Annotated in this window: 19 protein-coding genes; 12 read left to right on the top strand and 7 right to left on the bottom strand. The window is 68.2% G+C overall.

Going from position 1 to position 23402, the window contains the following annotated elements:
* Window positions 1–120: 120 nt before the first annotated feature.
* From OG266_RS32235 to OG266_RS32225, 3 genes are all read right to left on the bottom strand, one after another.
* Window positions 121–1032 carry a sugar ABC transporter permease gene (locus OG266_RS32235; RefSeq protein ID WP_266464822.1) on the bottom strand — a complete coding sequence of 304 codons (912 nt, stop codon included), beginning with the start codon at window positions 1030–1032 and terminating at the stop codon, window positions 121–123.
* A 13-nt stretch (window positions 1033–1045) separates the two neighbouring features.
* Complete coding sequence (locus OG266_RS32230; RefSeq protein ID WP_266464819.1) at window positions 1046–2050, bottom strand: carbohydrate ABC transporter permease; 1005 nt, start codon at window positions 2048–2050, stop codon at window positions 1046–1048.
* Window positions 2051–2149: 99 nt separating this feature from the next.
* Entirely contained in the window at window positions 2150–3421 is a 1272-nt protein-coding gene (locus OG266_RS32225; protein ID WP_371549984.1) for an extracellular solute-binding protein, read from the bottom strand.
* 467 nt (window positions 3422–3888) lie between these two features.
* Here OG266_RS32225 and OG266_RS32220 point away from each other — a divergent pair, with 467 nt between their 5' ends.
* Both OG266_RS32220 and OG266_RS32215 read left to right on the top strand, forming a co-directional pair.
* Window positions 3889–4923 (top strand): LacI family DNA-binding transcriptional regulator, encoded by a 1035-nt coding sequence (locus tag OG266_RS32220; protein WP_371549982.1) that lies wholly within the window; start codon window positions 3889–3891, stop codon window positions 4921–4923.
* Window positions 4924–5033: 110 nt separating this feature from the next.
* The gene (locus OG266_RS32215) at window positions 5034–5894 is read left to right on the top strand and encodes a phosphatase PAP2 family protein (RefSeq protein ID WP_371549981.1); all 861 of its coding nucleotides are present in this window, start codon (window positions 5034–5036) and stop codon (window positions 5892–5894) included.
* A gap of 3 nt (window positions 5895–5897) precedes the next feature.
* Here OG266_RS32215 and OG266_RS32210 read toward each other — a convergent pair whose 3' ends face one another.
* Window positions 5898–6794 carry a LysR family transcriptional regulator gene (locus OG266_RS32210; RefSeq protein WP_371549979.1) on the bottom strand — a complete coding sequence of 299 codons (897 nt, stop codon included), beginning with the start codon at window positions 6792–6794 and terminating at the stop codon, window positions 5898–5900.
* A 71-nt stretch (window positions 6795–6865) separates the two neighbouring features.
* On the opposite strand from OG266_RS32210, the gene OG266_RS32205 reads away from it, so the two are divergent.
* A complete protein-coding gene (locus OG266_RS32205; RefSeq protein WP_371549977.1) occupies window positions 6866–7804 on the top strand; it encodes a DMT family transporter in 939 nt (312 codons plus the stop codon).
* 178 nt (window positions 7805–7982) lie between these two features.
* Here OG266_RS32205 and OG266_RS32200 read toward each other — a convergent pair whose 3' ends face one another.
* The gene (locus tag OG266_RS32200) at window positions 7983–10985 is read right to left on the bottom strand and encodes a bifunctional [glutamine synthetase] adenylyltransferase/[glutamine synthetase]-adenylyl-L-tyrosine phosphorylase (RefSeq protein ID WP_266464803.1); all 3003 of its coding nucleotides are present in this window, start codon (window positions 10983–10985) and stop codon (window positions 7983–7985) included.
* A 158-nt stretch (window positions 10986–11143) separates the two neighbouring features.
* Here OG266_RS32200 and OG266_RS32195 point away from each other — a divergent pair, with 158 nt between their 5' ends.
* The 5 genes from OG266_RS32195 to OG266_RS32175 all read left to right on the top strand — a co-directional run bounded on the left by OG266_RS32195 (window position 11144) and on the right by OG266_RS32175 (window position 15148).
* Window positions 11144–11671, top strand: coding sequence for a pyridoxamine 5'-phosphate oxidase family protein (locus OG266_RS32195; protein ID WP_371549975.1), 528 nt, complete (start codon window positions 11144–11146; stop codon window positions 11669–11671).
* Window positions 11672–11752: 81 nt separating this feature from the next.
* Window positions 11753–12193 carry a VOC family protein gene (locus tag OG266_RS32190; protein WP_266464797.1) on the top strand — a complete coding sequence of 147 codons (441 nt, stop codon included), beginning with the start codon at window positions 11753–11755 and terminating at the stop codon, window positions 12191–12193.
* Between the two features lie 80 nt (window positions 12194–12273).
* On the top strand, window positions 12274–13098 hold the full coding sequence (locus tag OG266_RS32185; RefSeq protein WP_371549973.1) for an aminoglycoside N(3)-acetyltransferase: 825 nt from the start codon (window positions 12274–12276) through the stop codon (window positions 13096–13098).
* A gap of 676 nt (window positions 13099–13774) precedes the next feature.
* On the top strand, window positions 13775–14548 hold the full coding sequence (locus tag OG266_RS32180) for an ArsR/SmtB family transcription factor (RefSeq protein WP_371549971.1): 774 nt from the start codon (window positions 13775–13777) through the stop codon (window positions 14546–14548).
* 123 nt (window positions 14549–14671) lie between these two features.
* Window positions 14672–15148: a hypothetical protein gene (locus tag OG266_RS32175; RefSeq protein ID WP_371549970.1), complete on the top strand. Its 477-nt coding sequence runs from the start codon at window positions 14672–14674 to the stop codon at window positions 15146–15148.
* A 456-nt stretch (window positions 15149–15604) separates the two neighbouring features.
* On the opposite strand, the gene OG266_RS32170 is transcribed toward OG266_RS32175, so the two are convergent.
* Complete coding sequence (locus OG266_RS32170) at window positions 15605–16594, bottom strand: Ser-Thr-rich GPI-anchored membrane family protein (RefSeq protein ID WP_371549969.1); 990 nt, start codon at window positions 16592–16594, stop codon at window positions 15605–15607.
* A 57-nt stretch (window positions 16595–16651) separates the two neighbouring features.
* On the opposite strand from OG266_RS32170, the gene OG266_RS32165 reads away from it, so the two are divergent.
* Complete coding sequence (locus tag OG266_RS32165) at window positions 16652–17551, top strand: alpha/beta fold hydrolase (protein ID WP_371549968.1); 900 nt, start codon at window positions 16652–16654, stop codon at window positions 17549–17551.
* Window positions 17552–17856: 305 nt separating this feature from the next.
* Here the strand turns inward: OG266_RS32165 and OG266_RS32160 are convergent, their stop codons facing one another.
* The gene (locus OG266_RS32160; protein ID WP_266464777.1) at window positions 17857–19218 is read right to left on the bottom strand and encodes a glutamine synthetase family protein; all 1362 of its coding nucleotides are present in this window, start codon (window positions 19216–19218) and stop codon (window positions 17857–17859) included.
* A 312-nt stretch (window positions 19219–19530) separates the two neighbouring features.
* Between OG266_RS32160 and OG266_RS32155 the strand changes: the two genes are divergently transcribed.
* The 3 genes from OG266_RS32155 to OG266_RS32145 all read left to right on the top strand — a co-directional run bounded on the left by OG266_RS32155 (window position 19531) and on the right by OG266_RS32145 (window position 23306).
* Complete coding sequence (locus tag OG266_RS32155; RefSeq protein WP_371549965.1) at window positions 19531–20196, top strand: DUF3105 domain-containing protein; 666 nt, start codon at window positions 19531–19533, stop codon at window positions 20194–20196.
* A gap of 14 nt (window positions 20197–20210) precedes the next feature.
* Complete coding sequence (locus OG266_RS32150; RefSeq protein ID WP_371553035.1) at window positions 20211–20834, top strand: DUF305 domain-containing protein; 624 nt, start codon at window positions 20211–20213, stop codon at window positions 20832–20834.
* A gap of 531 nt (window positions 20835–21365) precedes the next feature.
* Window positions 21366–23306, top strand: a complete 1941-nt coding sequence (locus OG266_RS32145; protein ID WP_371549963.1) for a protease pro-enzyme activation domain-containing protein — start codon at window positions 21366–21368, stop codon at window positions 23304–23306.
* Window positions 23307–23402: the final 96 nt, after the last annotated feature.

Genomic DNA, 23402 nt, shown 5'->3' with positions numbered 1-23402 from the left:
GGTCGGGTCATGGGCGTGTGTGGAGGCAACGGACGAGGCGGCCGCGGTGACAGCGGGGTCGGATGGTCACCGCGGCCGCCACCCGCGCGACAGGGTCGCGCGGGAGCTTCTGAGTGGGCGTCAGCCCTTCGTGCCGCCCGCGGTGAGGCCGGCCACCAGGTTCTTCTGCACAAGGTAGAAGAACGCGGAGACGGGTATCGCGACCAGCACGGCGGTGGCGGCCATCAGGTTGCGCTGGGCGTCGTGCTCGCTGACGAAGCTCTGCAGGCCGACGGCGAAGGTGTACTTCGTGTCGGACAGCATGAACGTCGAGGCGAAGGCGACCTCGCCGAACGCGGTGATGAAGCTGTAGAAGGCGGCAACCGCCAGGCCCGGCTTGGCGAGCGGCAGGATCAGCCGCGCGAAGGTACCGAAGGGGCTCAGTCCGTCGACGCGTCCCGCCTCGTCGATCTCGAAGGGGATCGTGTCGAAGTAGCCCTTGAGCAGCCACGCGCAGTACGGCACGGCGGTCGAGCAGTAGACGAGGATCAGGCCGAAGTAGTTGTCGATGAGCTGGAGTTCCGAAAGGATCTCGTACATCGGCACCATCAGTACGGCGACCGGGAACATCTGGGTGACGAGCAGTACCCACATGAACTTCTTGTAGCCGGGGAAGCGCATGCGGGAGACCGCGTAGCCGGTGGTGGCGGCGACCAGCACACCGATGAAGGTGGTGCCGAGCGACACCACGAGCGTGCTCCACAGCCAGTTGAAGAACGGCGTGTGCTGGAGCACGAACGCGTAGTTGTCGAGCGTCATCTTGCCGAGGATGCCCCCGGGGTGCAGGTAGTCGTCCTTGTCCGGGCCGAGGGACAGGTAGACCAGCCAGGCGATCGGGAAGAGCGCGACGAGGCTGGCGACGGTCAGGATGCCGTGCGAGGTGATCGACCCGGCGAGGCTGTTCTCGCCGCGCCGGCGTGACTTGCGGGGCGGCAGGGCGTCGTCCGTGGGGACCTTGTCCGCCGGGGCGGAGCTCTTGATTGTGGTGCTCATGGGGGCTCCTGCCTCAGTTCGCGAGCTGCTGCTCATTGCGGGCCAGCCAGCGTCGGTAGACGGAGGTGAAGACGATCAGGATGGACAGCAGCAGGACACCGTAGGCGGCCGACTGGGCGTAGTCGCGCGGCTGTTGGCCGAAGCCCAGGTAGTAGGCCCAGGTCACGAGGATCTGCGCGTCGGGGGCGGTGTCGCCGAAGAGCAGGAAGATGACGGCGAACTGGTTGAAGGTCCAGATGACGCCGAGGAGTACGACGGTGGAGCTGACGGGCCTCAGTCCCGGCAGCGTCACATGCCTGAAGCGCTGCCAGGCGTTGGCGCCGTCCATCTCGGAGGCTTCGTACAGGGTCGAGTCGATGGACTGCAGACCGCCGAGCAGCGAGACCATCATGAAGGGCACACCGCACCAGGTGTTGACCATGATGGCGGAGGTGCGCTGCCAGAAGGTCTCCTCCAGCCACAGCGGCGACGGCAGATGCATCGCGTCGAGGGCGGAGTTGATGATGCCGTTGTCGGCGAGCATGAAGCGCCAGCCGAAGACGGTCACGAAGGTGGGTACGGCCCACGGCAGGACCAGGATGAGCCGGTAGAAGGTGCGGCCGCGCAGCTTCTGGTTGAGCAGCAGGGCGAGACCGAGCCCGATGGTGTAGTGGAGCAGGACGCACAGCGCCGTCCACACGATCGTCCAGATGAAGTGCGACCAGAAGCGGTCGTACGAGGTCGGTCCCCACAGGATGTCGGCGTAGTTGTCCAGGCCGATGAACTTGTAGGTGGCGTCGATGTGGTTGACGCCGATCTGGCGGGCCGAGTTGAGGCTGTTGGCGTCCGTGAACGTCAGGTAGATGCCCCGCACCAGCGGGTAGAGCACCAGCGCGCCGAGCACGAGGACCACCGGAGCGATCATCGCGTACGCGTACCAGAACTTCTGGTACCCGTGCTTGAGACGCTGGAGCGGCCCGGGGCGCGGCCCTCGGTCACCACGGCGCTTACCGGTCGCGCGGTCGATGACGACTGTCATGGTTCGACACCTTCTGGAAGATCAGGGGTTGGGCGCACGCAGGCCGATGGCCGCCGGATCTGTCCCCCCAATTCAGGCAGATCCGGCGGCCACACGGGGTCACTTACTGAAGTCGGGGACCAGCTTGGCGATCGCGGTCTCCGCGTTGCTCAGGCCCTTGTCCAGCGTTTCGTTGCCGGCGGCGACCTTGTTCAGCTCGATGTCGAGCGGGCTCCACAGCGAGCTGTACTCGGGCAGCGCCGGGCGCGGCTGGGCGGCGGCGAGCACCGTCTGGTAGCCGGCGATGCCCGGGTCGGCCTTGACGTCGGCGGTGTAGGCGTCGTCACGGGTCGGCAGGGTGGAGTTCTTGAGGGCGATCGTCTCCTGGGAGGTCGCCGAGGTCATGAACTTCAGGAACTTCAGCGACGCTTCCTGGTGGGCCTTGTCCGAGCCCGCGTACACCGAGAGGTTGTGGCCGCCGGTCGGGGCGCCCGCCTTGCCGGTGGAGCCGGCCGGGACGCTGACGATGCCGAGGTTGGCCTTGTCCTTGAAGGCCGAGCCCTTGTAGAAGTTCGTGATCTCCCACGGACCCTGGATGATCGAGGCGACCTTGCCGCTGACGAACGCCTCCTGGATGTGGGCGTACGCGTCGACGGTGGTGTCGGCCTTGTGCAGGCCGCTGCCGTCGAACAGCCCTTCCCAGGTCTCGTAGCCCTTGACCGCGGCGGCCGAGTTGACGGTGATCTTCTTGGCGTCGGCGTCGACGGTGTCGGTGCCCTCGCCGTAGAGGAAGGACTGCGCGTAGTACGCCTGGGTCGAGCCCCAGTAGCCGTCGACGCCCGTCTTCTTCTTGATCGTGGCGGCGGCGGTCTTGAGCTCGGCCCAGGTGGTGGGGGCCTCGATGCCGGCCTTCTCGAAGATCGCCTTGTTGTAGACCAGGGCGAGCGTGTCGGTGACCAGCGGCACACCGTACGTCTTGCCGTCGTACTTGGCCTGCTCGATCAGGCTGGGCTGGAACTTGCTCTCGTCCGCGAGGGCCTCGGTGCCGTCCAGCGGCAGGAAGTAGCCCTTCTTGGCGAACGCCGGGGTCCATCCGACCTCGGAGCGCAGGACGTCCGGGGCGCCGCTGGCACCGGCGGCCGTGTCGAACTTGTTCTGCGCCTGGTCGAAGGGGACGTTGACGTACTTGACCTTGACGTCAGGGTTGGCCTTCTCGAAAGACTTGACCAAGGCCTGGTACGTCGGGGCCTCATTGGTGGCGTTGGAAGTGTCCCACCAGGTGATGGTGGTGGGGCCGTCCGACTTGTCGCTGCCGCTGTCACTGCCGCCGCAGGCCGTCGCCGCGAGGGCGATGGACGCCACCAGCGCGGTGGCCGCTATGCCACGCCGCATGAGATCTCCTTGAGGGTGAAAGCCCGAGTGGTTGAGGCAGCGGTCCCGCCCGCTCCCCTTGCCGACTTGCCGACTGCGCCGTTGCGTCCGCCGGGCGACGTGAACGTAACAGCGTTGTAAGCGGCGCGAAAGACCTTGCAGCAAAAAAGTGCAAGGACTGCCGAGAGTTACGTGCCCGTGACCTCCACCTGAAGGCCCCGAAACCCCAGTACAAGGCCGCTCAGCAGACATGCGACCCCCTGTGCAAGACTCTGCAAGCTCTTGCCACGCCTGCCGGGTACGGGGATCATCGCTCCGTCAGCGCCTTGCAGGAGCCACCCCTTCCCGCGGCGCACGCCCGGGACGCCGAGCCGACCACTACACGAGGGAGCGCGATGACGCAGCAGCCCGGAGCGGGCCGTACAACCGCCCGCACACGGCGTCTGGTTGGTGGGCAAGGTGAGACCCGGCCGGTACAGTCCAATCCTGTGACCACACGGCTTGCCGACATCGCAGCCCAGGCGGGGGTCAGTGAGGCGACTGTCAGCCGCGTCCTGAACGGGAAGCCGGGCGTCGCCGCGACCACCCGCCAGACCGTCCTGGCCGCGCTCGACGTACTGGGCTACGAGCGCCCCGTACGTCTGCGGCAGCGCAGCGAGGGCCTGGTGGGCCTGATCACGCCGGAGCTGGAGAACCCCATATTCCCCGCCCTGGCGCAGGTCATCGGCCAGGCGCTGACACGGCAGGGCTACACACCGGTCCTCGCGACCCAGACCCCCGGCGGCTCCACCGAGGACGAGCTGACGGAGATGCTGGTGGACCGGGGCGTCGCCGGCATCATCTTCGTCTCGGGCCTGCACGCGGACACCTCCGCGGACATGCAGCGTTACGACCAGTTGCGCGCCCAGGGCGTCCCCTTCGTCCTGGTGGACGGTTTCTCGCCGAAGGTCCAGGCGCCGTTCATCTCGCCCGACGACCGCGCGGCGATGGCCCTGGCCGTCACCCACCTCGTCTCGCTCGGCCACACCAACATCGGACTCGCGCTCGGCCCCAAGCGGTTCGTGCCGGTGCAGCGCAAGATCGAGGGCTTCATACGCACGATGCAGGAGCAGTTGGGGCTGGCCCCCGCCGACATCGAGGAGCGACTGGTCCAGCACTCGCTGTACACGCTGGAGGGCGGCCAGGCCGCGGCCTCCGCGCTCATGGACCGCGGCTGTACGGCCGTGGTGTGCGCCAGCGACATGATGGCCCTCGGCGCGATAAGGGCGGCACGTCAGCGCGGTCTGGACGTCCCCAAGGACATCTCGGTCGTCGGCTTCGACGACTCCCCGCTCATAGCCTTCACCGACCCGCCGCTCACGACGGTCCGCAAGCCGGTGCCCGCCATGGGACAGGCGGCGGTACGGACGTTGCTGGAGGAGATCGGCGGGACGCCCGCGCCGCACAGCGAGTTCGTGTTCATGCCGGAGCTGGTGGTGCGCGGTTCGACTGCTTCGGCACCTGGGGACCGGAATCGCCCGTAATCCTCCCTGAGTAGGAGCGCTGTTGGCCTCCTCTCGGCGTAGAACATGCGACCGGGACCCGACCAAGGGATGATCGGTGCGGGAAGGCTTTTCTGGCAGACTCTGTGTCTATGGGTGAGACAACCGTGACGACACTGGAAGGCCGGGAGCAGGCCCCTCCACAGCCCGTCGCGGAGGAGAAAGCGGGGCAGCGTTTCCTGCGCAGGTTGCGGGCCCCGCGTCGCCCCCGCCTCTGGTTCGAGATCCTGCTCATCGCGGTGAGTTACTGGACGTATTCGCTGATCCGGAACGCGGTTCCGGAGCAGCGGGGCCAGGCCCTGCGCAACGCCGACTGGATCTGGCACACGGAGCACCAACTCGGGCTCGCCTTCGAGGAGTCCGTCAACCACGCCGTGAACTCGGTGACATGGTTGATCATCGGCATGAACTACTACTACGCGACGCTGCACTTCGTGGTGACGCTGGGTGTTCTGGTGTGGCTGTACCGCTGGCACCCCGGCCGTTACGCGGCAACGCGTCTCGCCCTCTTCGCCACCACGGCGGTGGCCCTCGTCGGCTACTACTTCTACCCGCTCGCGCCGCCCCGCCTGATGAACGGCGGCAGTTTCGTCGACACGGTCCTGGTCCACCAGACCTGGGGCTCGATGGCCTCCGGCGACCTGAAGCACATGTCCAACCAGTACGCCGCGATGCCGTCCATGCACATCGGCTGGTCCCTGTGGTGCGGCCTGACGATCTTCGCCCTGGCCTCCGCCCCCTGGGCCCGCATCCTGGGCCTCCTCTACCCGACGGCGACGCTGGTGGTCATCGTCGCCACGGCCAACCACTTCTGGCTCGACGCGGCAGGCGGCATGCTCTGCCTGACCTTCGGCTTCGCGGTGGCACGGGTCTGGTACGGCGCACTGCCGTACGCGCTCCCGCAATGGGTACCGGGAACGCGCGGAGCTCAGCTGCTGCCGACCAAGGCCTGACCCCTAGATGCGGGCCGCATCCCGCAAGCAGTCGATCAGCCCCCGCAAAGCAGGCTGCTCCGGAGCCGTCTCCCGCACCGCCACGTAAATAGCCCGCCGAGGCTCAGGATCACGCACCTTACGGATGACAACATCCGGATGCAGACCCCCCAGCCCGAGCCGGGGAATGAGCGAGACCCCCAGCCCGGCCGCCACAAACCCCTGAGCGGTCACATAGTCCTCACTCTCGACCACAAAACGGGGCCTGAACCCGGCCAAAGCACAAGCATCGAGCTGAGCGTCAAGACAAGACCCCGGCCACTCACTCCCGACCCACGGCTCATCGGCGAGCTCGGCCAGTTCAAGAGCGCGCTTGCCGGCCAACCGGTGCCCCTTGGGCAGCACGGCACGGTACGGATCATCGAGCAGACGCTCCAGTCGTACGCCCTCGGGCCCGCCGGAGTCATGGGGCGGCCGCACGACGAGCGCCAGGTCGGCCCGCCCCTCCTTCACATCGGGCAGCGGATCCTCGGGATCGACGAGCTTCAACTCAACTTCCACACCAGGATGTTCGCCCCGGAACCGGGCAATGGCAGGAGCCACCAGCGAGGCCCCCGCCGTGGCGAAATAGCGCACAGCGAGCCGCCCCGTACGCCCGTCACGCAGATCCCCAAGAGCGGTCTCCGCCTCGGCCACCTGCCGCCCGATGACATCGGCGTACCCGGACAACAAGAGCCCGGCCGCGGTGGGCCGCACCCCACGCCCCACCCGCTCCAACAACTCGACCCCGGCCTGCTTCTCCAGAGCGGCGATCGCCTGACTGATAGCAGACGGCGTGTACCCAAGATCAGCCGCAGCAGCGGTAACGGACCCGCACCCCACCACAGCCGAGAGAACCTGCATACGCCTCACATCAAGCATGCAGCACAGCTTAACAGTCCATATAAAACTCTTCACTTGTCCTCACAAGTCAATCAATGGACCGTGGACACATGCCACGCCAGCCAAGCCCCTTCGCGTCCTCCTTCCGTATGGCGGCCCTGGCCCTCCTCTGGGGCTCAGGCTTCCTCTGGATCAAACTGGCCCTGAACCACGGCCTGTCCCCCGTCCACATCACGATCACGCGCTGCGCCCTCGGCACAGCGGTACTCCTCTTCCTGGCCCACAGGGCGAAGCAACACCTCCCCCGCACCCGCAAGCTCTGGGCCCACCTGGCCGTCGCGGCCCTGCTCTGCAACGCCATCCCCTTCGCCCTCTTCGCCGTGGGCGAGCAGACCGTCGACTCCGGCATCGCAGGCGTACTGAACGCGACAACCCCCCTCTGGTCCCTAGTCATCGGCCTCTCGCTCGGCACAGACCGAGGCCTCCACCCCCTACGCCTGACCGGCCTCTTCCTGGGCTTCGCCGGCGTACTCCTGATCTTCGCCCCCTGGAACCAGGAGGGCCTGGCCAGCTGGGGAGCCCTGTCCCTACTGGCAGCCGCCGCAAGCTACGCGATCGCCTTCGCCTACATGGCCCGCCACCTCACCACCCACGGCGCCCCCTTGGCCGTATCGGCAGCCCAACTCCTCACCGCCACAGCCTGGAGCACCCTGGCCCTCCCCACAGCGGGCCCCCTGACCAACGCAGACGCCACAGCCCTCACAGCCGTCACGATCCTCGGCATCTTCGGCACAGGCATCACCTTCTACCTCAACTACCGCATGATCGCCGAAGAGGGCCCCACCAGCGCAGCCACAGTCGGCTACCTGCTCCCAGTGGTCTCCATAGCCCTAGGCGCCCTGATCCTGGACGAACAAATAGGCCTACGAGTCCTGGCAGGCATGGCAATAGTCCTGACAGGCGTAGCAATGTCCCGCAAAACCCCAAAGCCGACAGCCCAAGGCCCGATCCCCGACGCACCCGCAGCCGCGGACGCGGACGCACGGTAGGGGCCGACTCACGGAAGGGGCCGGGGGCCGGTACATCAAAAGCCCGTCGCGTACGTTCGCGTCACCGGACGCTTCCCTGCTCGGCCAAGGTCTGATCCGTCGGCGACGGGCGGATGTACCGGCCCCCGGCCCCGACCCACCCACCAAACCCCAGCCGACACCGCACCCCACCAGACGCTCACGCCCCGTAGAACAACTCATCCACCACGGCCCGAGCCCGCCGAGTAGTCCGCCGATAGTCGTCGAGCATGTCCCCCACATGCCCCGGCCCGTACCCCAAGTACCGCCCCACCGCAGCCAGTTCCCGCCCATCCGACGGAAACGTATCCCCGGCCCGCCCCCGCACCAGCATCACCGCGTTCCGCACCCGCGTAGCCAACACCCACGCCTCATCCAGAATCGCCGCGTCCTCCCCGGCAAGGAGCCCCGCCGCACAGCCGGCCGCCAAGGCCTCCCGCGTCCGGGTGGTCCGCAACCCCGGCTCCACCCACCCATGCCGAAGCTGCAGCAACTGCACGGTCCACTCGACGTCGGACAACCCACCCCGCCCGAGCTTGGTATGCAGCGTGGGATCGGCACCACGCGGCATCCGCTCCGACTCCATCCGCGCCTTGAGCCGCCGGATCTCCCGTACGGCATCGTCCCCAAGCCCCTCCGCCGGATACCGCAGAGGATCGATCAGCTCGATGAACCGCCGCCCCAAGTCCTCGTCACCGGCAACGGCTTCGGCCCGCAACAAGGCCTGCGACTCCCACACCAGCGACCAGCGCCGGTAGTACGCCTCATAGGAATTGAGCGTCCGCACCAGCGGCCCGGACTTCCCTTCAGGCCGCAGATCCGCATCGATCAACAAGGGCGGATCCGCACTCGAGATCTGAAGCAGCCGCCGCATCTCGGAGACAACAGAGTTGGCGGCCCGAGACGCCTCCTGCTCATCAACACCGTCCCGGGGTTCATGCACGAACAGCACATCGGCATCGGACCCGTAGCCCAGCTCATGCCCCCCGAACCGCCCCATGCCGATGACGGCGAACCGAGTAGGAAGAGTCTCCCCCCACCCGTCCCGCACGACGGCCCGCAACGTCCCCGCAAGAGTCGCCGCAGTCAGATCGGAGACCGCACCACCCACCAGATCCACCAGCGCACCTTGGTCCGCAACGGCCGGATTCTCCTCGGTCCCGTACGAGGCAACGATGTCGGCGGCGGAGATACGAAACAGCTCCCGCCGCCGCACCCCCCGCGCCGCCGTAACCGCCTGCTCACCCCCCGCGGCCCGCCCCACCGCAGCAAGGATCTCCTGCTCCAGATGGCCACGGGACCGAGGTTCGAGCCCACCCCTACCCCCGTCCCCGTCACCGAGCAGGGCGACCGCCTCCGGCGCACGCATCAGCAGATCGGGCGCGAGCCGCCCGGCGGACAGCACCCGCGCCAGATTCTCGGCGGCAGCACCCTCGTCCCTCAACAGCCGCAGATACCACGGCGTCTTCCCCAACGCGTCCGACACCTTACGGAAGTTGAGCAACCCCGCATCGGGATCGGCGGAATCCGCGAACCACCCCAACAGCACAGGCAGCAACGTCCGTTGGATCGCGGCCTTGCGCGAAACCCCGGAAGCCAGCGCCTCCAGATGCCGAAGCGCCGCCGCCGGATCGGCGTACCCGAGCGCGACCAGCCGCTCCCGGGCCGCATCGGCACTCAACCTGGTCTCGCCGGGGGCGAGTTGGGCGACGGCATCGAGCAGCGGCCGGTAGAAGAGCTTCTCGTGCAGCCGCCGTACGACGGCAGCGTGCCGCTTCCACTCGCGGTTCAGCTCCACGACAGGATCGGCGCGCAGGCCCAACGACCGCCCGATGCGCCGCAGATCGGCGTCCTCCTCGGGCACGAGGTGGGTCCGCCGCAGCCGGTAGAGCTGTATCCGGTGCTCCATGGACCGCAGAAAGCGATACGCCTCATCGAGCTGCACGGCGTCGGCGCGCCCCACATAGCCACCCGCAGCCAGCGCCTTCAGCGCGTCGAGTGTGGTCCCGCTCCGCAGCGAAGTATCGGCACGCCCGTGCACCAACTGCAGCAGCTGTACGGCGAATTCGACATCCCGCAACCCTCCGGGCCCGAGCTTCAGCTCACGCTCGACCTCGGCGACGGGGATGTTCTCCACCACCCTCCGCCGCATCTTCTGCACGTCGGGAACGAAGTTCGCACGCTCGGCGGCGTGCCAGACGAGGGGCGCGAGCGTGGCGACGTAACTCTCGCCGAGCACGAGGTCACCGGCCACCGGCCGCGCTTTGAGGAGGGCTTGGAACTCCCAGGTCTTGGCCCACCGCTGGTAGTACGCGAGGTGGCTGCTGAGCGTCCGTACGAGCGGCCCGTTCCTGCCCTCGGGCCGCAGATTCGCGTCGACGGGCCAGATACTGCCCTCGACGGTGGTCTCGGAGCAGATCCGCATCAGATGCGAGGCAAGCCGGGTGGCGGCTTGGATCGCCTTCCCCTCATCGGCCCCGTCCGCCGCCTCCCCCACAAAGATCACATCGACGTCGGACACGTAATTGAGCTCGTGGCCACCGCACTTGCCCATCGCGATGACGGCGAGCCGGCACAGCGCGGCATCGTCGGGCGCGGCGGCCCGGGCTATGGCGAGCGCGGCACGCAGGGTCGCCGTCGCGAGATCGGCGAGCTCGGCGGCCGTCTGCGCGAGATCGGTCGTGCCGCACACGTCACGCGCGGCGATGGACAACAGGCAGCGCCGGTAGGCGACGCGCAGCGTGACGGGATCGTCCGCCTCGGCGAGCCCCCGCTCGAACTCCTCCACCCCGGGGTGCAGGTCCTGCGGCTCGTACGTCACGAGCACCTGCCAGTCGCGCGGATGCCGGGCGAGATGGTCGCCGAGCGCCGCGGAGGCGCCGAGCACGCCAAGCAACCGGTCCCGCAGGGGCTTCGCCGCGATGAGCGTGTCGAGCAGTTCGCGCCGCTCCGGGCGCCCGTCCTGCGCCTCGACGAGCCGTACCAGCCCGAGCAGCGCCAGATCCGGGTCGGCGGTGGCCCCCAGCGCCTCGAGGAGCACCGGATCGGCCTTTATCGGCGCCAGCTCGACACTCTCCAGAAGCCGCTCGGCCCCCGACGGATCGGTAAAACCGTGCCGCAGCAGCCGCGTGAAGGTACTGCTCCTGCGCCCCGGCGCCGTCATCCTCGGCCCTCCCGTCGGATCAAGGTCGTACGACCTTGAGCGTAACCGCAGACCTGGTCGGAAGCTCCGGGGCGGGCGCCATCACCAGGCACCGATGACTTCCGCCGGTGTGCGGGGTCTCCCCTACGGCGGGACCATGTCGATGCAGGAGGAGAGCCATGCCCGAAACACAACCGCAGACCGAGCTCGACCCGCGCTACGGCAGCCCCGGAGCGGGGGCGACCCCCTGGCCGGAGGCCGTGGCGCGGCTGGCCGCGGCCGAGCTGTACTGGCTGTCGACGGTTCGGCCGGACGGGCGGCCGCATGTGACGCCGCTGATCGGTGTCTGGCAGGACGGGGCGCTGCACTTCGCCACCGGCGCGCAGGAGCGGAAGGCGCTCAACCTCGCCGGGAATCCGCAGGTCGTCCTCACCACGGGCACCAACACCTGGGCCGAGGGTTACGACCTCGTCGTCGAGGGCGAGGCGGTCCGCGTGACGGACCAGGCCCGGCTGCACGGCCTGGCCAAGGCGTGGGAGGAGAAGTACGGCGCCGAGTGGCATTTCGAGGTAGGGGAGGACGCGGAGTTCCAGGGCACGTTCCAGGGAGACGGCGGCCCCGCTCTTGTCTTCTCTGTGGCGCCCCGGACCGCTTTCGGGTTCGGTAAGGGGGAGCCGTTCAGCCAGACGCGCTGGCGATTCGAGTGATCTTTGGATCCAGCGGACCGAATGGATCCAGTGGATCAAGTTGATCCAGTACATGACGTCGTACGACAAAGGAGTCGTCCCATGGACATGACCCTCGAAGTGATTATGATGCCGGTCACCGACGTGGACCGCGCCAAGGAGTTCTACCGGGACAAGGTCGGTTTCCACGTGGACCTCGACCGAGAGGTGATGGAGGGCGTGCGGATCGTGCAGCTGACGCCGCCCGGGTCCGGGTGTTCCATCGCGCTCATCGACGGCCTCCCGATCCCGACGGGGACGCCGCAGCCGGGGACGTACCACGGTATGCAGCTGTGTGTGGAGGACGCCAAGGCGGCGTACGAGGAGCTGCGGGAGCGGGGTCTCGACGTCAGCGAGCCGCAGGCCTTCTCGCCGGAGGACGGCGCCACGTTCATGTACTTCAAGGACCCGGACGGGAACGGCTGGGCGATCCAGGAGTACCGGCAGCGGGCGGCGAAGCCCCTGCACAAGCTGCTCGGCGAACTGGCTGCGCAGCAGCAGTAGTTCACTACCTTCGACACAACACGGGAAAGCCGCGGCGCGCCTTGGCGCCGCGGCTTTGCGGCGGAGGGGGACGAGGAACCTTGAGCACGGCTGCCGACGGGACCGGACTCACCGAGTCACAGCTGACTCACCAGCTCACCGAGCTGGGAATCCACGAGGGGGGCGTCCTGCTGGTGCACTCTTCCCTGCGCTCCCTCGGAAAGGTCGAGGGAGGAGCGGCCACCGTGCTCCGCGCGCTGCGCCGCGCGCTCGGCCCTGATGGCACCGTGGTCGTTCCCGCGTTCACCTCGGACAACTCGTCCACGTCGACCGCCCACATGGAACGGGTCCGCGGCCTGAGCGACGAGGCCCGCGCCGCCTTCCGGGACAACATGCCGCCGTTCGACCCGGCGACCACCCCGTCGACCGACGTGGGAATCCTCGCCGAGACGACCCGACTCCACCCGCACTCCCTGCGCAGCGCCCACCCCCAGACCTCCTTCGCCGCCCTCGGCCCCCACGCCGCGAAGATCACCGCCGACCATCACCCCGACTGCCTCCTGGGCGAGAGTTCCCCTCTGGCCCGGCTGTACGAGCTGGGGGCACAGATCCTGCTGCTCGGCGTCGGCTTCAACAGATGCACCGCCTTCCATCTCGGCGAGTACCGAGTCGATTCCCCTCCCCATCGGTCCTACAGGTGCGTGGTCCGCCGCGACGGCCGACGCCAGTGGTGGGAGTACGACGATGTCGCCCTGGACGACAGCGATTTCGGGGAGTTGGGAGCGGAGTTCGAGGGCGCGGGCTTGGGGGCAGCGGTGCGTGTCAGCGGCGTGGTGGGGGCCGCGCGGTGCCGGGCGGTGAGGTTCGTGGATGCGGTTGATTTCGCGCAGCGGTGGATTCCCGAGCATCGCGTCGTCGGCCGCTAGTTCTGCTGCAGGGAACACCGTGGGGCAAACGGTTCACGACCGTCGGCCCTATGTGTCGTTCTGAGGGGGAAACCCCGCTGACCTGTCCCTATTGGTGTTCTGGGTCGCCCTTAACGGCCTGAGGGCGGCTCGGCGTCAGGCGTAAGGCGGCACCGAGCGTCTTGCTCTTACGACGCCTGACAGCCACACGGGCCCCGGCCCTCCTCCTCCAGCCGGCTTGAGGCGAACAAATCATCAGGCACTACGAAATCCGCTCCCCTCCCCTGACTCAGCGATGATCCAAGTCATACCGGGGCAGACCCGATCCGCTCCACGAACCGGTCTGCGGGGGCGTATGCGCAGTCGGCAAGCGGGCGCGGCCTACGCCTGAAACCGGATCGGGCGCGGCGGATTGGGGCATGCTGAGGGTGCGCTCACGCGCTCTACTTCGGTGGCAGGGGGCCGGTCGTTGTTACGCATTCACTTCACGGCGGAAGACCTTGCCCGGACACGGGTGGCCGCGACGATCGGCGTCGCGGCAGAGGTCTACTACAGCCTGGAGCTGCTGAGAGAGAACCGGGAGCTTCCTCACTTCCGCTCGTGGCGGTCAGCGGTCGCGGGCCGAATGGGAGCGGCTACGCGCCCCCTGACGTCCCTGGTTCCGGTGCGCGGTCCCGGGCTTGATCTGCTGGCCCTGATGGGTGATGTGCCCTCGCTGGACCACGCCGTGGACAACCTGCTGCACGCCCCGGTGTCCCGGCTGCGACGCGAGTTCGAGGGTCTCGACTTCCACCTCGGACACCTGCCATGGGCCAGACGGGTGTCCGAGGGCGACCGTGACGTGCGGCGGGAACTCGCCGAGGCCGTGCGCGCCTGTCATCGACTGACCGTGGAGCCCTACTGGCACCGAGGACGGGCCGAACTGATCGCGCTGTCCGCCCGTTGCGCGAACCTGATGCTGGAGGGAGGCATCGATCTGCTGCTGCGTTCGGTCTGCGCACCACTGGTCCGCTGGCGTCCGCCGGTGCTCGAAGCTCCCTACCCGCGCCGAGTCGAGGTACGTCTCCAGGGAAGGGGACTGATCATCACACCCACGGTCTTCTCGAAACACCCAGTGAGCCTTCTGTGGGACCCGCTCGATACCGCCCAGCCACCCCGCCTGACCGTGCCGGCTCTCCGTAGGCCGCTGACCGGTACCGAACCGGCAGAAGCGGACGGCGCCGCCGTGCGGAACCTGGAGTCTCTGCTCGGGCGCACGCGAGCCGCCGCCCTGCATGTGACCGCGGAAGGCTGCACGACCAGCGAAATGGCCCGCCGCCTCAACGTCACGGCCGCAGCGGCCAGTCAGCACGCGACAGTGCTGCGGAACACGGACCTCATCACCACCAGCCGCCGAGGCGGGTCCGTGCTGCACCTCATCACCCCCCTCGGGCTGGCCCTGCTGCGGACCGGAGCCCTGACGGAACCGTGAGACCCGAGGGCACCGCGCCTGCCGTCCCGGCCCCTTTAAGCCGTGACTTAAGAGGTGGGCCGCAGGGGGCCGACCTGCCCAGGATGTGGAGCCGCAACCGGCCCATCCCATCCTGGAGACTGCATGAAGACTCATCTCGCCGCCGCCCTCGGTTCCGTCGTGCTGACCGCGGGCACCTTGCTGGGCGCTCCCGCCGCCGGCGCGCAGACCGCGACCGCCCATCCCACCGCAGGTAGCACCCCGCACGGACAGATGGGACCGGCCACGGAGGAGGCGCAATGCCGGACTCCCTACACGTCGGGCGGTTGGAATGTGACGCCCTGCATCTATCTCGGCACGGGCACGACGTTCGACGGTTGGAGTTTCGTTGACGCCCATCCTTCGTCGTGCGCCAGCTACCGCGTCTATCTCGTGGACGCCGCAACGGGTGCGCTGGTGCGGTCCACCAGCGCCAGGTCGTGTAGCGAGACCTTGTCTCCCGACGTGTTCGCCGATGCCTCGAAGTTCACGAGTCTGTCGGCGTACACGAAGTTCAGGGCCTTCAACAGCTCGGGCGGCGTCATTCTGAGCCTCGACAGTCCCTCGATCACCTGGCCGTGACATCAGCAGGGGTTGGGCGTATCCAGGGGCGTGGTGTGGTTGTCGCAGCACTGCGGGCCGAAGGCTACGACGTCTGAGTAGGGGGTCGGGGACTGGCGCGGTGGCTGATGCTCCGTTTCCAGTCCCTCGCCGCTCCAAAGAAATCGTCGTGAGTCGGCTCGTCGGCCATCCAGAGTTCCTTGATTCCGCTCCAGTCACCGCCGCCCTGCGCGTACCGCATACCTCCGACCTACCGCAGGGATCACCACATGTCACCCGCGACAACACTCCGGCGACATCAGTAGGGACGGTTTGTGTCCCGTTCCGGCCGATTTGGTCCTTGTCTCAAACGGTCTGGTCCGATTCGCTCGGCATCTCAGATGGTCTCGTTGGACATGGATGGTCACGCGCGTAGGGGTCGGGCCAGAGCACGGTGGCCGCCGCTCGGGGTGCCGATGCGGCGGCCCGACTCAAGGGTCAGCTCGGGGCCTGTGCTGCTTGCTGGCCGGGGCTGGTGATCGTGAACTCCCCGCTGTAGGCCGTGTCGGGGGCATTGCCGAGCGCAAGGCTGTAGTCCGAGGCTGGGGGCAGGTTGGCGGGAATGGCCCAGTCGTAACTGCCGCTCGCGCCGTCGACCGTCGCGATCTGCCCGACCTTCCGCAGATGTGCCGGATCGCCCTCCATCAACCAGAGGGGCTGCTCTCCCACGACGGCGTTGGACCAGATGATTGACTGCGTCGTACCCGCCTGCCAGACAGTTCCAGCGGTCGGCTGCGCGAAAATTGCCGCAGCCCAGGCCGGCTCCGCGCCCGGGCCGACCACACTGGCGACAGCCACAACGGCGCTGGACACTACGGCTACCCGCGGCCCCGACGGTTCGGCCGGCCGGTTCGGCACAGCCTCGGCATTCTTGGCGGCGGCTGCCGCGACGGTTGCCAGGTCTTCGCCCGAGAAGCCGGCGCGGCTCAGCACCGCCAGGGATTTGTTCGTCGCCAGCGTGCACAACGCCAGCTCTGCCGCCTCCTGCTCACCGGCCCCCGCCGCCAGCAACGCCTGCTCCAGCCTCGCCCGCAAACCGTCGATCATGGCGCGGACCATCGCCCGGCCCTCCGCGTCGAGGGCCGGGAACTGCGTTGCCGACACCGTGACCAGGCAGCCGTCCGGGACCGTCGGGTCGGCGATGCGGTTCAGGGCGACCTGTAGGTAGGCGGCCACAACGGCGCTCGGGCTCGGGTGGGGGCCGGACAGTGCCTGCTCGTACAGCGGGTGGTAGGTCTGCGCGTACCGTTGGAGGCTTTTCCGGAAGAGGGCGCTCTTGTCGCCGAAGGTGCCGTAGAGCGAGCCCCGGCCCAGGCCCGTGCCCTCGGTCAGGCGATCGATCGAGGCCTCCGAATAACCCCAGCGCCAGAAGACGTGCATCGCACGTCGTAGCGCCTCGTCCACGTCGAACTGCTTGCGGCCTGCCATGGTCCGTCAGCCTACACATCTTGTACCGATCGTTCAAAGATGGGTAGGGTCGCCGGTATGACAAGCCTGAGTTCGCTGCGACTGCCCGACGGATTCCTCGACTTATTCACCAGCCGGCTCGTGGAGGTGAACGGACTGCGGCTGCACACGGTCACCGGTGGGGACGGCCCGGCGCTGCTGCTGATCGGCGGGTGGCCCCAGACCTGGTACGCCTGGCGGGAGGTGATGCCCGCGCTCGCCCGCCGGCACACCGTCGTCGCCGTCGACTCGCGCGGTGCCGGGCTCTCCGACAAGCCCGACGACGGGTACGACGCCGGCACGCTCGCCGCCGATCTGGTCGCGTTGATGACCGCGCTCGGGCACGACCGGTTCGACGTGGTCGGCCACGACATCGGTACGTGGACCGGATACGCCCTCGCCGCCGATCACCCCGAGCGGGTGGGCCGGCTCGCCATCGTCGAAGCGGTGATCCCCGGTCTCACGCCGTCCCCGCCGTTCTTCGGCCCGGCCGCGGCCAACCAGAGGCTCTGGCAGTTCGGCTTCAACCGGCTCACCGACCTCAACGAGGAACTGGTCCGGGGACGGGAACGGCTCTTCTTCGGCTGGCAGTTCGCCACCAAGGCCGCCACGCCGACCGCGATCCCCGCGTACGCCGTCGACGTCTACGTCGACGCGATCACCGCGGATCCTCGCGCGCTGCGGGCGAGCTTCGCGTACTACCGCGCGCTGGACGAGACGATCGCGCAGAACGAGCAGCGCGGCAAGACCCGGCTGACGCTGCCGGTGCTCGCCGTCGGCGGCGCGCTGTGGAGCGGCGAGAATGCCGCCCAGACGATGCGGCTGGCGGCCGACGACGTCACGGGGGTCGTCCTCGACGACTGCGGCCATTACCCGGCCGAGGAGCAGCCGACGCGGTTCGTCGAGATCCTGGAGGACTTCCTCGCGGCCAACCGGTAGCAGGCACGCCACACAGCTGAACTCCGCGAACGACAGGCGGAGCTTCACATACTCCGCTACGCCGTCGAGCAGGCCTTCGCCCTCCTCCACCAGTTCAAACGCCTCGCCATTCGATGGGAACGACGCCTCGAACTCCACGACGCCTTCGTCTCCCAGGCATGCAGCCTCATCTGCCGGCGACGCCTCAAGAAGGCCCACCCATGATCCCGTTACGAGCTCTAAGGTCGTGAAACGTCAAGGGGCCGACGGTCAACGACCGTCGGCCCTACGTCTCGTTCCAGCTCGATAGTCGCGTTGACCTGCGCCTACAGCACCGGCAAGTTCTTCCGCAGCTCGAACGCCGTGACCTCGGAGCGGTACTCCTCCCACTCCTGGCGCTTGTTGCGGAGGAAGAAGTCGAAGACGTGTTCGCCCAGGGTTTCGGCGACCAGTTCGCTGCGCTCCATGAGGCTCAGGGCCTCGCCGAGGTTCTGGGGCAGGGGCTCGATGCCCATGGCGCGGCGTTCGGCGTCGGAGAGGGCCCAGACGTCGTCGTCGGCGCCCGGGGGGAGCTCGTAGCCCTCTTCGATGCCCTTGAGGCCGGCGGCGAGGAGCATCGCGTACGCCAGGTAGGGGTTCGCGCCCGAGTCGATGGAGCGGACCTCGACCCGTGCCGAGCCCGTCTTGCCCGGCTTGTACATCGGGACGCGGACGAGGGCGGAGCGGTTGTTGTGGCCCCAGCAAATGTACGAGGGGGCCTCGCCGCCGGCGCCCGCGGTGCGCTCCGAGCCGCCCCAGATGCGCTTGTAGGAGTTGACCCACTGGTTGGTGACCGCGGAGATCTCCGCGGCGTGCTTCAGCAGGCCCGCGATGAAGGAGCGGCCGACCTTGGAGAGCTGGTACTCCGAGCCGGACTCGTAGAACGCGTTGCGGTCCCCCTCGAAGAGCGAGAGGTGCGTGTGCATGCCCGAGCCGGGGTGCTCGGAGAACGGCTTCGGCATGAAGGTGGCCTGGATGCCCTGCTCCAGCGCGACCTGCTTCATGACCAGGCGGAACGTCATGATGTTGTCCGCCGTGGACAGCGCGTCGGCGTAGCGCAGGTCGATCTCCTGCTGGCCGGGCGCGCCCTCGTGGTGCGAGAACTCGACGGAGATGCCCATCGACTCCAGCATGGTGATCGCCTGGCGGCGGAAGTCCATGCCGACGTTCTGCGGGGTGTGGTCGAAGTAGCCGGAGTTGTCCGCGGGGGTGGGCCGCGTGCCGTCCAGCGGGCGGTCCTTCAGCAGGAAGAACTCGATCTCCGGGTGGGTGTAGAACGTGAAGCCCAGGTCGGAGGTCTTCGTGAGCGTGCGCTTGAGGACGTAGCGCGGGTCCGCGAAGGACGGGGAGCCGTCCGGCATCAGGATGTCGCAGAACATCCGGGCGGTGCCCGGGGCCTCCGCGCGCCACGGCAGGACCTGGAAGGTCGAGGGGTCCGGCTTGGCGATCATGTCCGATTCGTATACGCGGGCGAAGCCCTCGATCGCCGAGCCGTCGAAGCCGATGCCCTCGTCGAAGGCCTGTTCCAGCTCTGCCGGGGCCACGGCCACCGACTTGAGGAAGCCGAGTACGTCCGTGAACCACAGGCGTACGAACCGGATGTCACGCTCCTCCAGTGTCCGGAGCACGAACTCCTGCTGCTTGTCCATCTTCCGCTTCCACCCATCCTTGCTGGTCAGGCCGCCTGCTCCCACGCCTCGGGGACGGTCGGGGCACCTGAGCATCCCACCACAACAGCATTTCATGCGCGTTGCCGACCTTGATCGGCCGGCCGACCTCGGCGTGAACGCCTCGCGTACGGCAGATGTCCGGCTTCGGATCCTGTTCGGTTCCGCCCCGGCATCCGGTTGTGGTCCTGCTCTGATGCCCATAGTGCCTGCTCGGGGGCTCATCTGTAATGGGCGGCCCCTATCCCACTACGATCAGCTGTCCCGACCGTCCCCCACGTATAAGGACTCGCCATGGGTTCCGCGAAGAACACGAGCAGCGCCTCGCGCAAGGCCCGCATAGAGGAGATGCGCCGCGCCGAGCAGTCCCGCGAGCGTCGCAATCGGATCCTCGTGATCGGCGCCAGTGTGGTCGTCGTCGCCGGGCTCGTCGTCGGTGGTGTCGTCCTCGTCCAGTCGCAGTCCGACAAGGACGACGCCGCGAGCGACTCCAAGGCGGGCTCGGGGCACTTCACCACGGGCTCCGACGGGGTGAAAACCTGGAGCGAGAAGCTTTCCCAGACGCACGTCACCAAGACCGTGGACTACCCGATGGAGCCCCCGGTCGGCGGTGACCACAACGCGGTCTGGATGAACTGCAACGGCGATGTCTACACCAAGGCGGTCAACAACATGAACGCCGTGCACTCCCTTGAACATGGCGCGGTCTGGGTGACGTACAACAGCAAGGCCTCTGACGCCGACGTCAAGGCGCTCGCGGCGAAGGTCAAGACAACCCCGTACACGCTGATGAGCCCCGTCGAGGACCAGAAGGACCCGATCATGCTCAGCGCGTGGGGCAAGCAGCGCACGGTGTCGAGTGCGACCGACGCCAACGTCGGCAAGTTCTTCGAGTCGTTCGTGCAGGGCGACCAGACGCCGGAGCCGGGTGCCGCGTGCACCGGCGGACTGTCCCAGTGAGCCGGATGAACCGGATGAAGCAGATCGGCTGGATCTCCGGGGCCGCGGCGGCCGTGCTCGTCGCTGCCGGGGCGATCACGTATGCGGTCGCCGACGGGGTTGGTGGCGGTGACGACTCGGCGGTCGTCACTCCCGCTGCCGATTCCGCCGACGCGGGGTTCGCCCGGGACATGGCGGTCCATCATCAGCAGGCCGTCGAGATGTCGTACATCGTGCGGGACCGGACCAAGAACGTGGAGGTACGGCGTCTCGCGTACGACATCGCGCAGACGCAGGCGAACCAGCGGGGCATGCTGCTGGGGTGGCTCGATCTGTGGGAGCTGCCGAAGGTGTCTTCGGACGGGCCGATGGCGTGGATGGGCATGGACGGGATGGTCTCCGGCGAGGACGGGGCGCTGATGCCCGGCATGGCGACCAATACCGAGCTGGAGAAGCTCAACACGCTTAGCGGCAAGCGGGCCGAGGTCTTCTATCTGCAGTTGATGACCTCGCATCACAAGGGTGGGATTCACATGGCCGAGGGGTGTGTGGAGAAGTGTGAGGTCGGGGTGGAGCGGAGGCTGGCCACGGGGATGGTGGAGGCGCAGCAGTCCGAGATCGATCTTATGGCGGGGATGTTGGAGGCTCGGGGGGCGTGAGCCCGTCTCGGGCGCCTGGGGTTCGGTGGGGGCGGGGCCGGGGGCCGGTGGTGGGTCGGGGCCGGGGGCCGGTACATCCGCCCGTCGCCGACGGATCAGACCTTGGCCGAGCAGGGAGGCGTCCGGTGACGCGAACGTACGCGACGGGCATTTGATGTACCGGCCCCCGGCCCCTCCCGTGCGTATGTGGGTGCCGGTGCGTCCGGCCCTCCCGGCCCCTTCCGTGCGTTCGCGGGTGCCGGTGCGTCTGGTCCCCGGCCCCTGCGTGCGTTCGCGGGTGCCGGTGGTGCCTCCTTTCGCCGTTTGCTGACAGGTTGTCAGTTTTGTGGGCTTGTGCTGGGTCGTCCCAAATGTCTTCCGGAAGTGGCTACTTGGGGTTTCCTTGGCCTGTTCATTTCCCTGGCATGGACGGTTCATCGTCAGAGTGGCCCCCATCGCGTGATCCATTCCCTGTGCACCCATGTGGCGCAGGGGTCTGTGCGGATCACCGACCGACCACTACATGCGACGAACCGCATCGCAGGGGGTTTTATGAGATCCAACCGCGCAGTGCTGCGCGCCGGGGTGAGCATGGCAGCGACACTGCCTCTGCTTGCCGGGGCGCTGGCGTTCGGCATACCCGTGGCCCAGGCGGCGGACGGCCCTGGCCGGGACACCCTCGCGGGTACGAAGCCCGCCTGGGCGACGGCCAAGGCGGACAAGGGCGCCACGGCCGACAGTTCCCAGGTGTCCGCCCGGGTCTACCTCGCCGGACGGGACGCCTCCGGTCTGGCCGCGTACGCCAAGGCCGTGTCCGATCCGGAGTCGGCCTCTTACGGGAAGTACCTCAGCGCCACGCAGGCGCAGAATCGCTTCGGCGCCACCGAGGCGCAGGTCGCCGCGGTGACCTCGTGGCTGAAGTCGGCCGGTCTGAAGGTCACCGGCTCCACGCAGCACTACGTCTCCGTGACGGGTGATGTCGCCGATGCCGAGAAGGCGTTCGACACCCAGCTGCACAACTACGCCAAGGGCACGAAGACTTACCGTGCGCCGTCGAAGACGGCCTCCGCGCCGGCCGCCCTGGACGGCGCCGTCCTGACCGTCACCGGCCTGGACACCGCCCCGCACAAGGCGACGCACAGCGACACCCTGCCGCCGCCGGACGGCGTGTTCAACAACGCCGGGCCGTTCTCCTCGTACTACGGCTCGAACATCGCGAGCACGCTGCCGGACGCGTACGGCACGAAGATCCCGTACGCCGTCCAGGGCTACACCGGCAAGCAGTTGCGCGCCGCCTACGGGGCCGGCACGAGCACCGGCAAGGGGGTGCGGGTCGCCATCACCGACGCGTACGCCTCCCCGACCATCGCCTACGACGCGGCCACCTACGCCAAGAAGCACGGTGACGCGAAGTACAGCAGCGGTCAGTTGCGCCAGGTGCTGCCGAGCGACTACACGAAGACCGAGGAGTGCGGGGCCGCGGGCTGGTACGGCGAGGAGACCCTCGACGTCGAAGCCGTGCACGCTGTCGCGCCCGGCGCGAGCATCACCTACGTCGGTGCCGCCTCCTGCTACGACGACGATCTGCTCGACTCGCTCAACAAGATCGTCGACGGGCACCTCGCCGACATCGTCTCCAACTCGTGGGGCGACATCGAGGCCAACGAGACGCCCGACATCGCGGCCGCCTACGACCAGGTCTTCCAGTTCGGCGCGGTCGAGGGCATCGGCTTCTACTTCTCCTCCGGCGACAACGGCGACGAGGTCGCCAACACCGGTACGAAGCAGGTCGACACCCCGGCCAACTCGGCGTGGGTGACGGCTGTCGGCGGTACCTCGCTGGCGGTCGGCAAGGGTGACAAGTACAAGTTCGAGACCGGCTGGGGTACCGAGCGGGCCGTGCTGTCGGCGGATGGCGCCGGCTGGACGGACTTCCCCGGCGCGTTCACCTCGGGCGCTGGTGGCGGCACCAGCAAGACCGTGTCGCAGCCCTTCTACCAGAAGGGTGTCGTGCCCTCCTCGCTCGCCAAGGCGAACGGTACGACCGCTATGCGCACCGTGCCGGACATCTCGGCGGTCGCCGATCCCAACACCGGGTTCAAGGTCGGCCAGACGCAGACCCAGCCGGACGGGACGCAGGCGTACAGCGAGTACCGGATCGGCGGTACCTCGCTCGCCGCGCCGGTGATCGCGGGCGTCCAGGCGCTGGCCCAGCAGACGCGGGGCGGCAAGCCGATCGGCTTCGCCAACCCGGCGATCTACGCCAAGTACGGCTCGAAGGCGTACCACGACGTCACGGACAACCCCACGGGGTCCGGGCTCGCCGTGGCGCGCGTCGACTTCGTCAACGGTTACGACGCGACGGACGGGCTCACGACGTCGGTGCGCAGTCTCGGTAAGGACAGCTCGCTCCATGCCGTGAAGGGGTACGACGACGTCACCGGGGTGGGCACGCCCGCGAGCGGCTACGTCCAGTCGTTCCGCCGCCGCTGAGGTCCACGCGCCCGCCCCCGACGGAGGTCTCGTCGGGGGCGGGCGCACCTTCGCCGACGGACTCTCGTCCGGGCCTGTGTCCGGGGGCGCGAGGTA

It is taken from the genome of Streptomyces sp. NBC_00554 (assembly GCF_041431135.1).
GTDB lineage: Bacteria > Actinomycetota > Actinomycetes > Streptomycetales > Streptomycetaceae > Streptomyces.
Note: the sequence above shows the minus strand (reverse complement) of the source record. Positions and strands in the feature narration are given on the sequence as shown.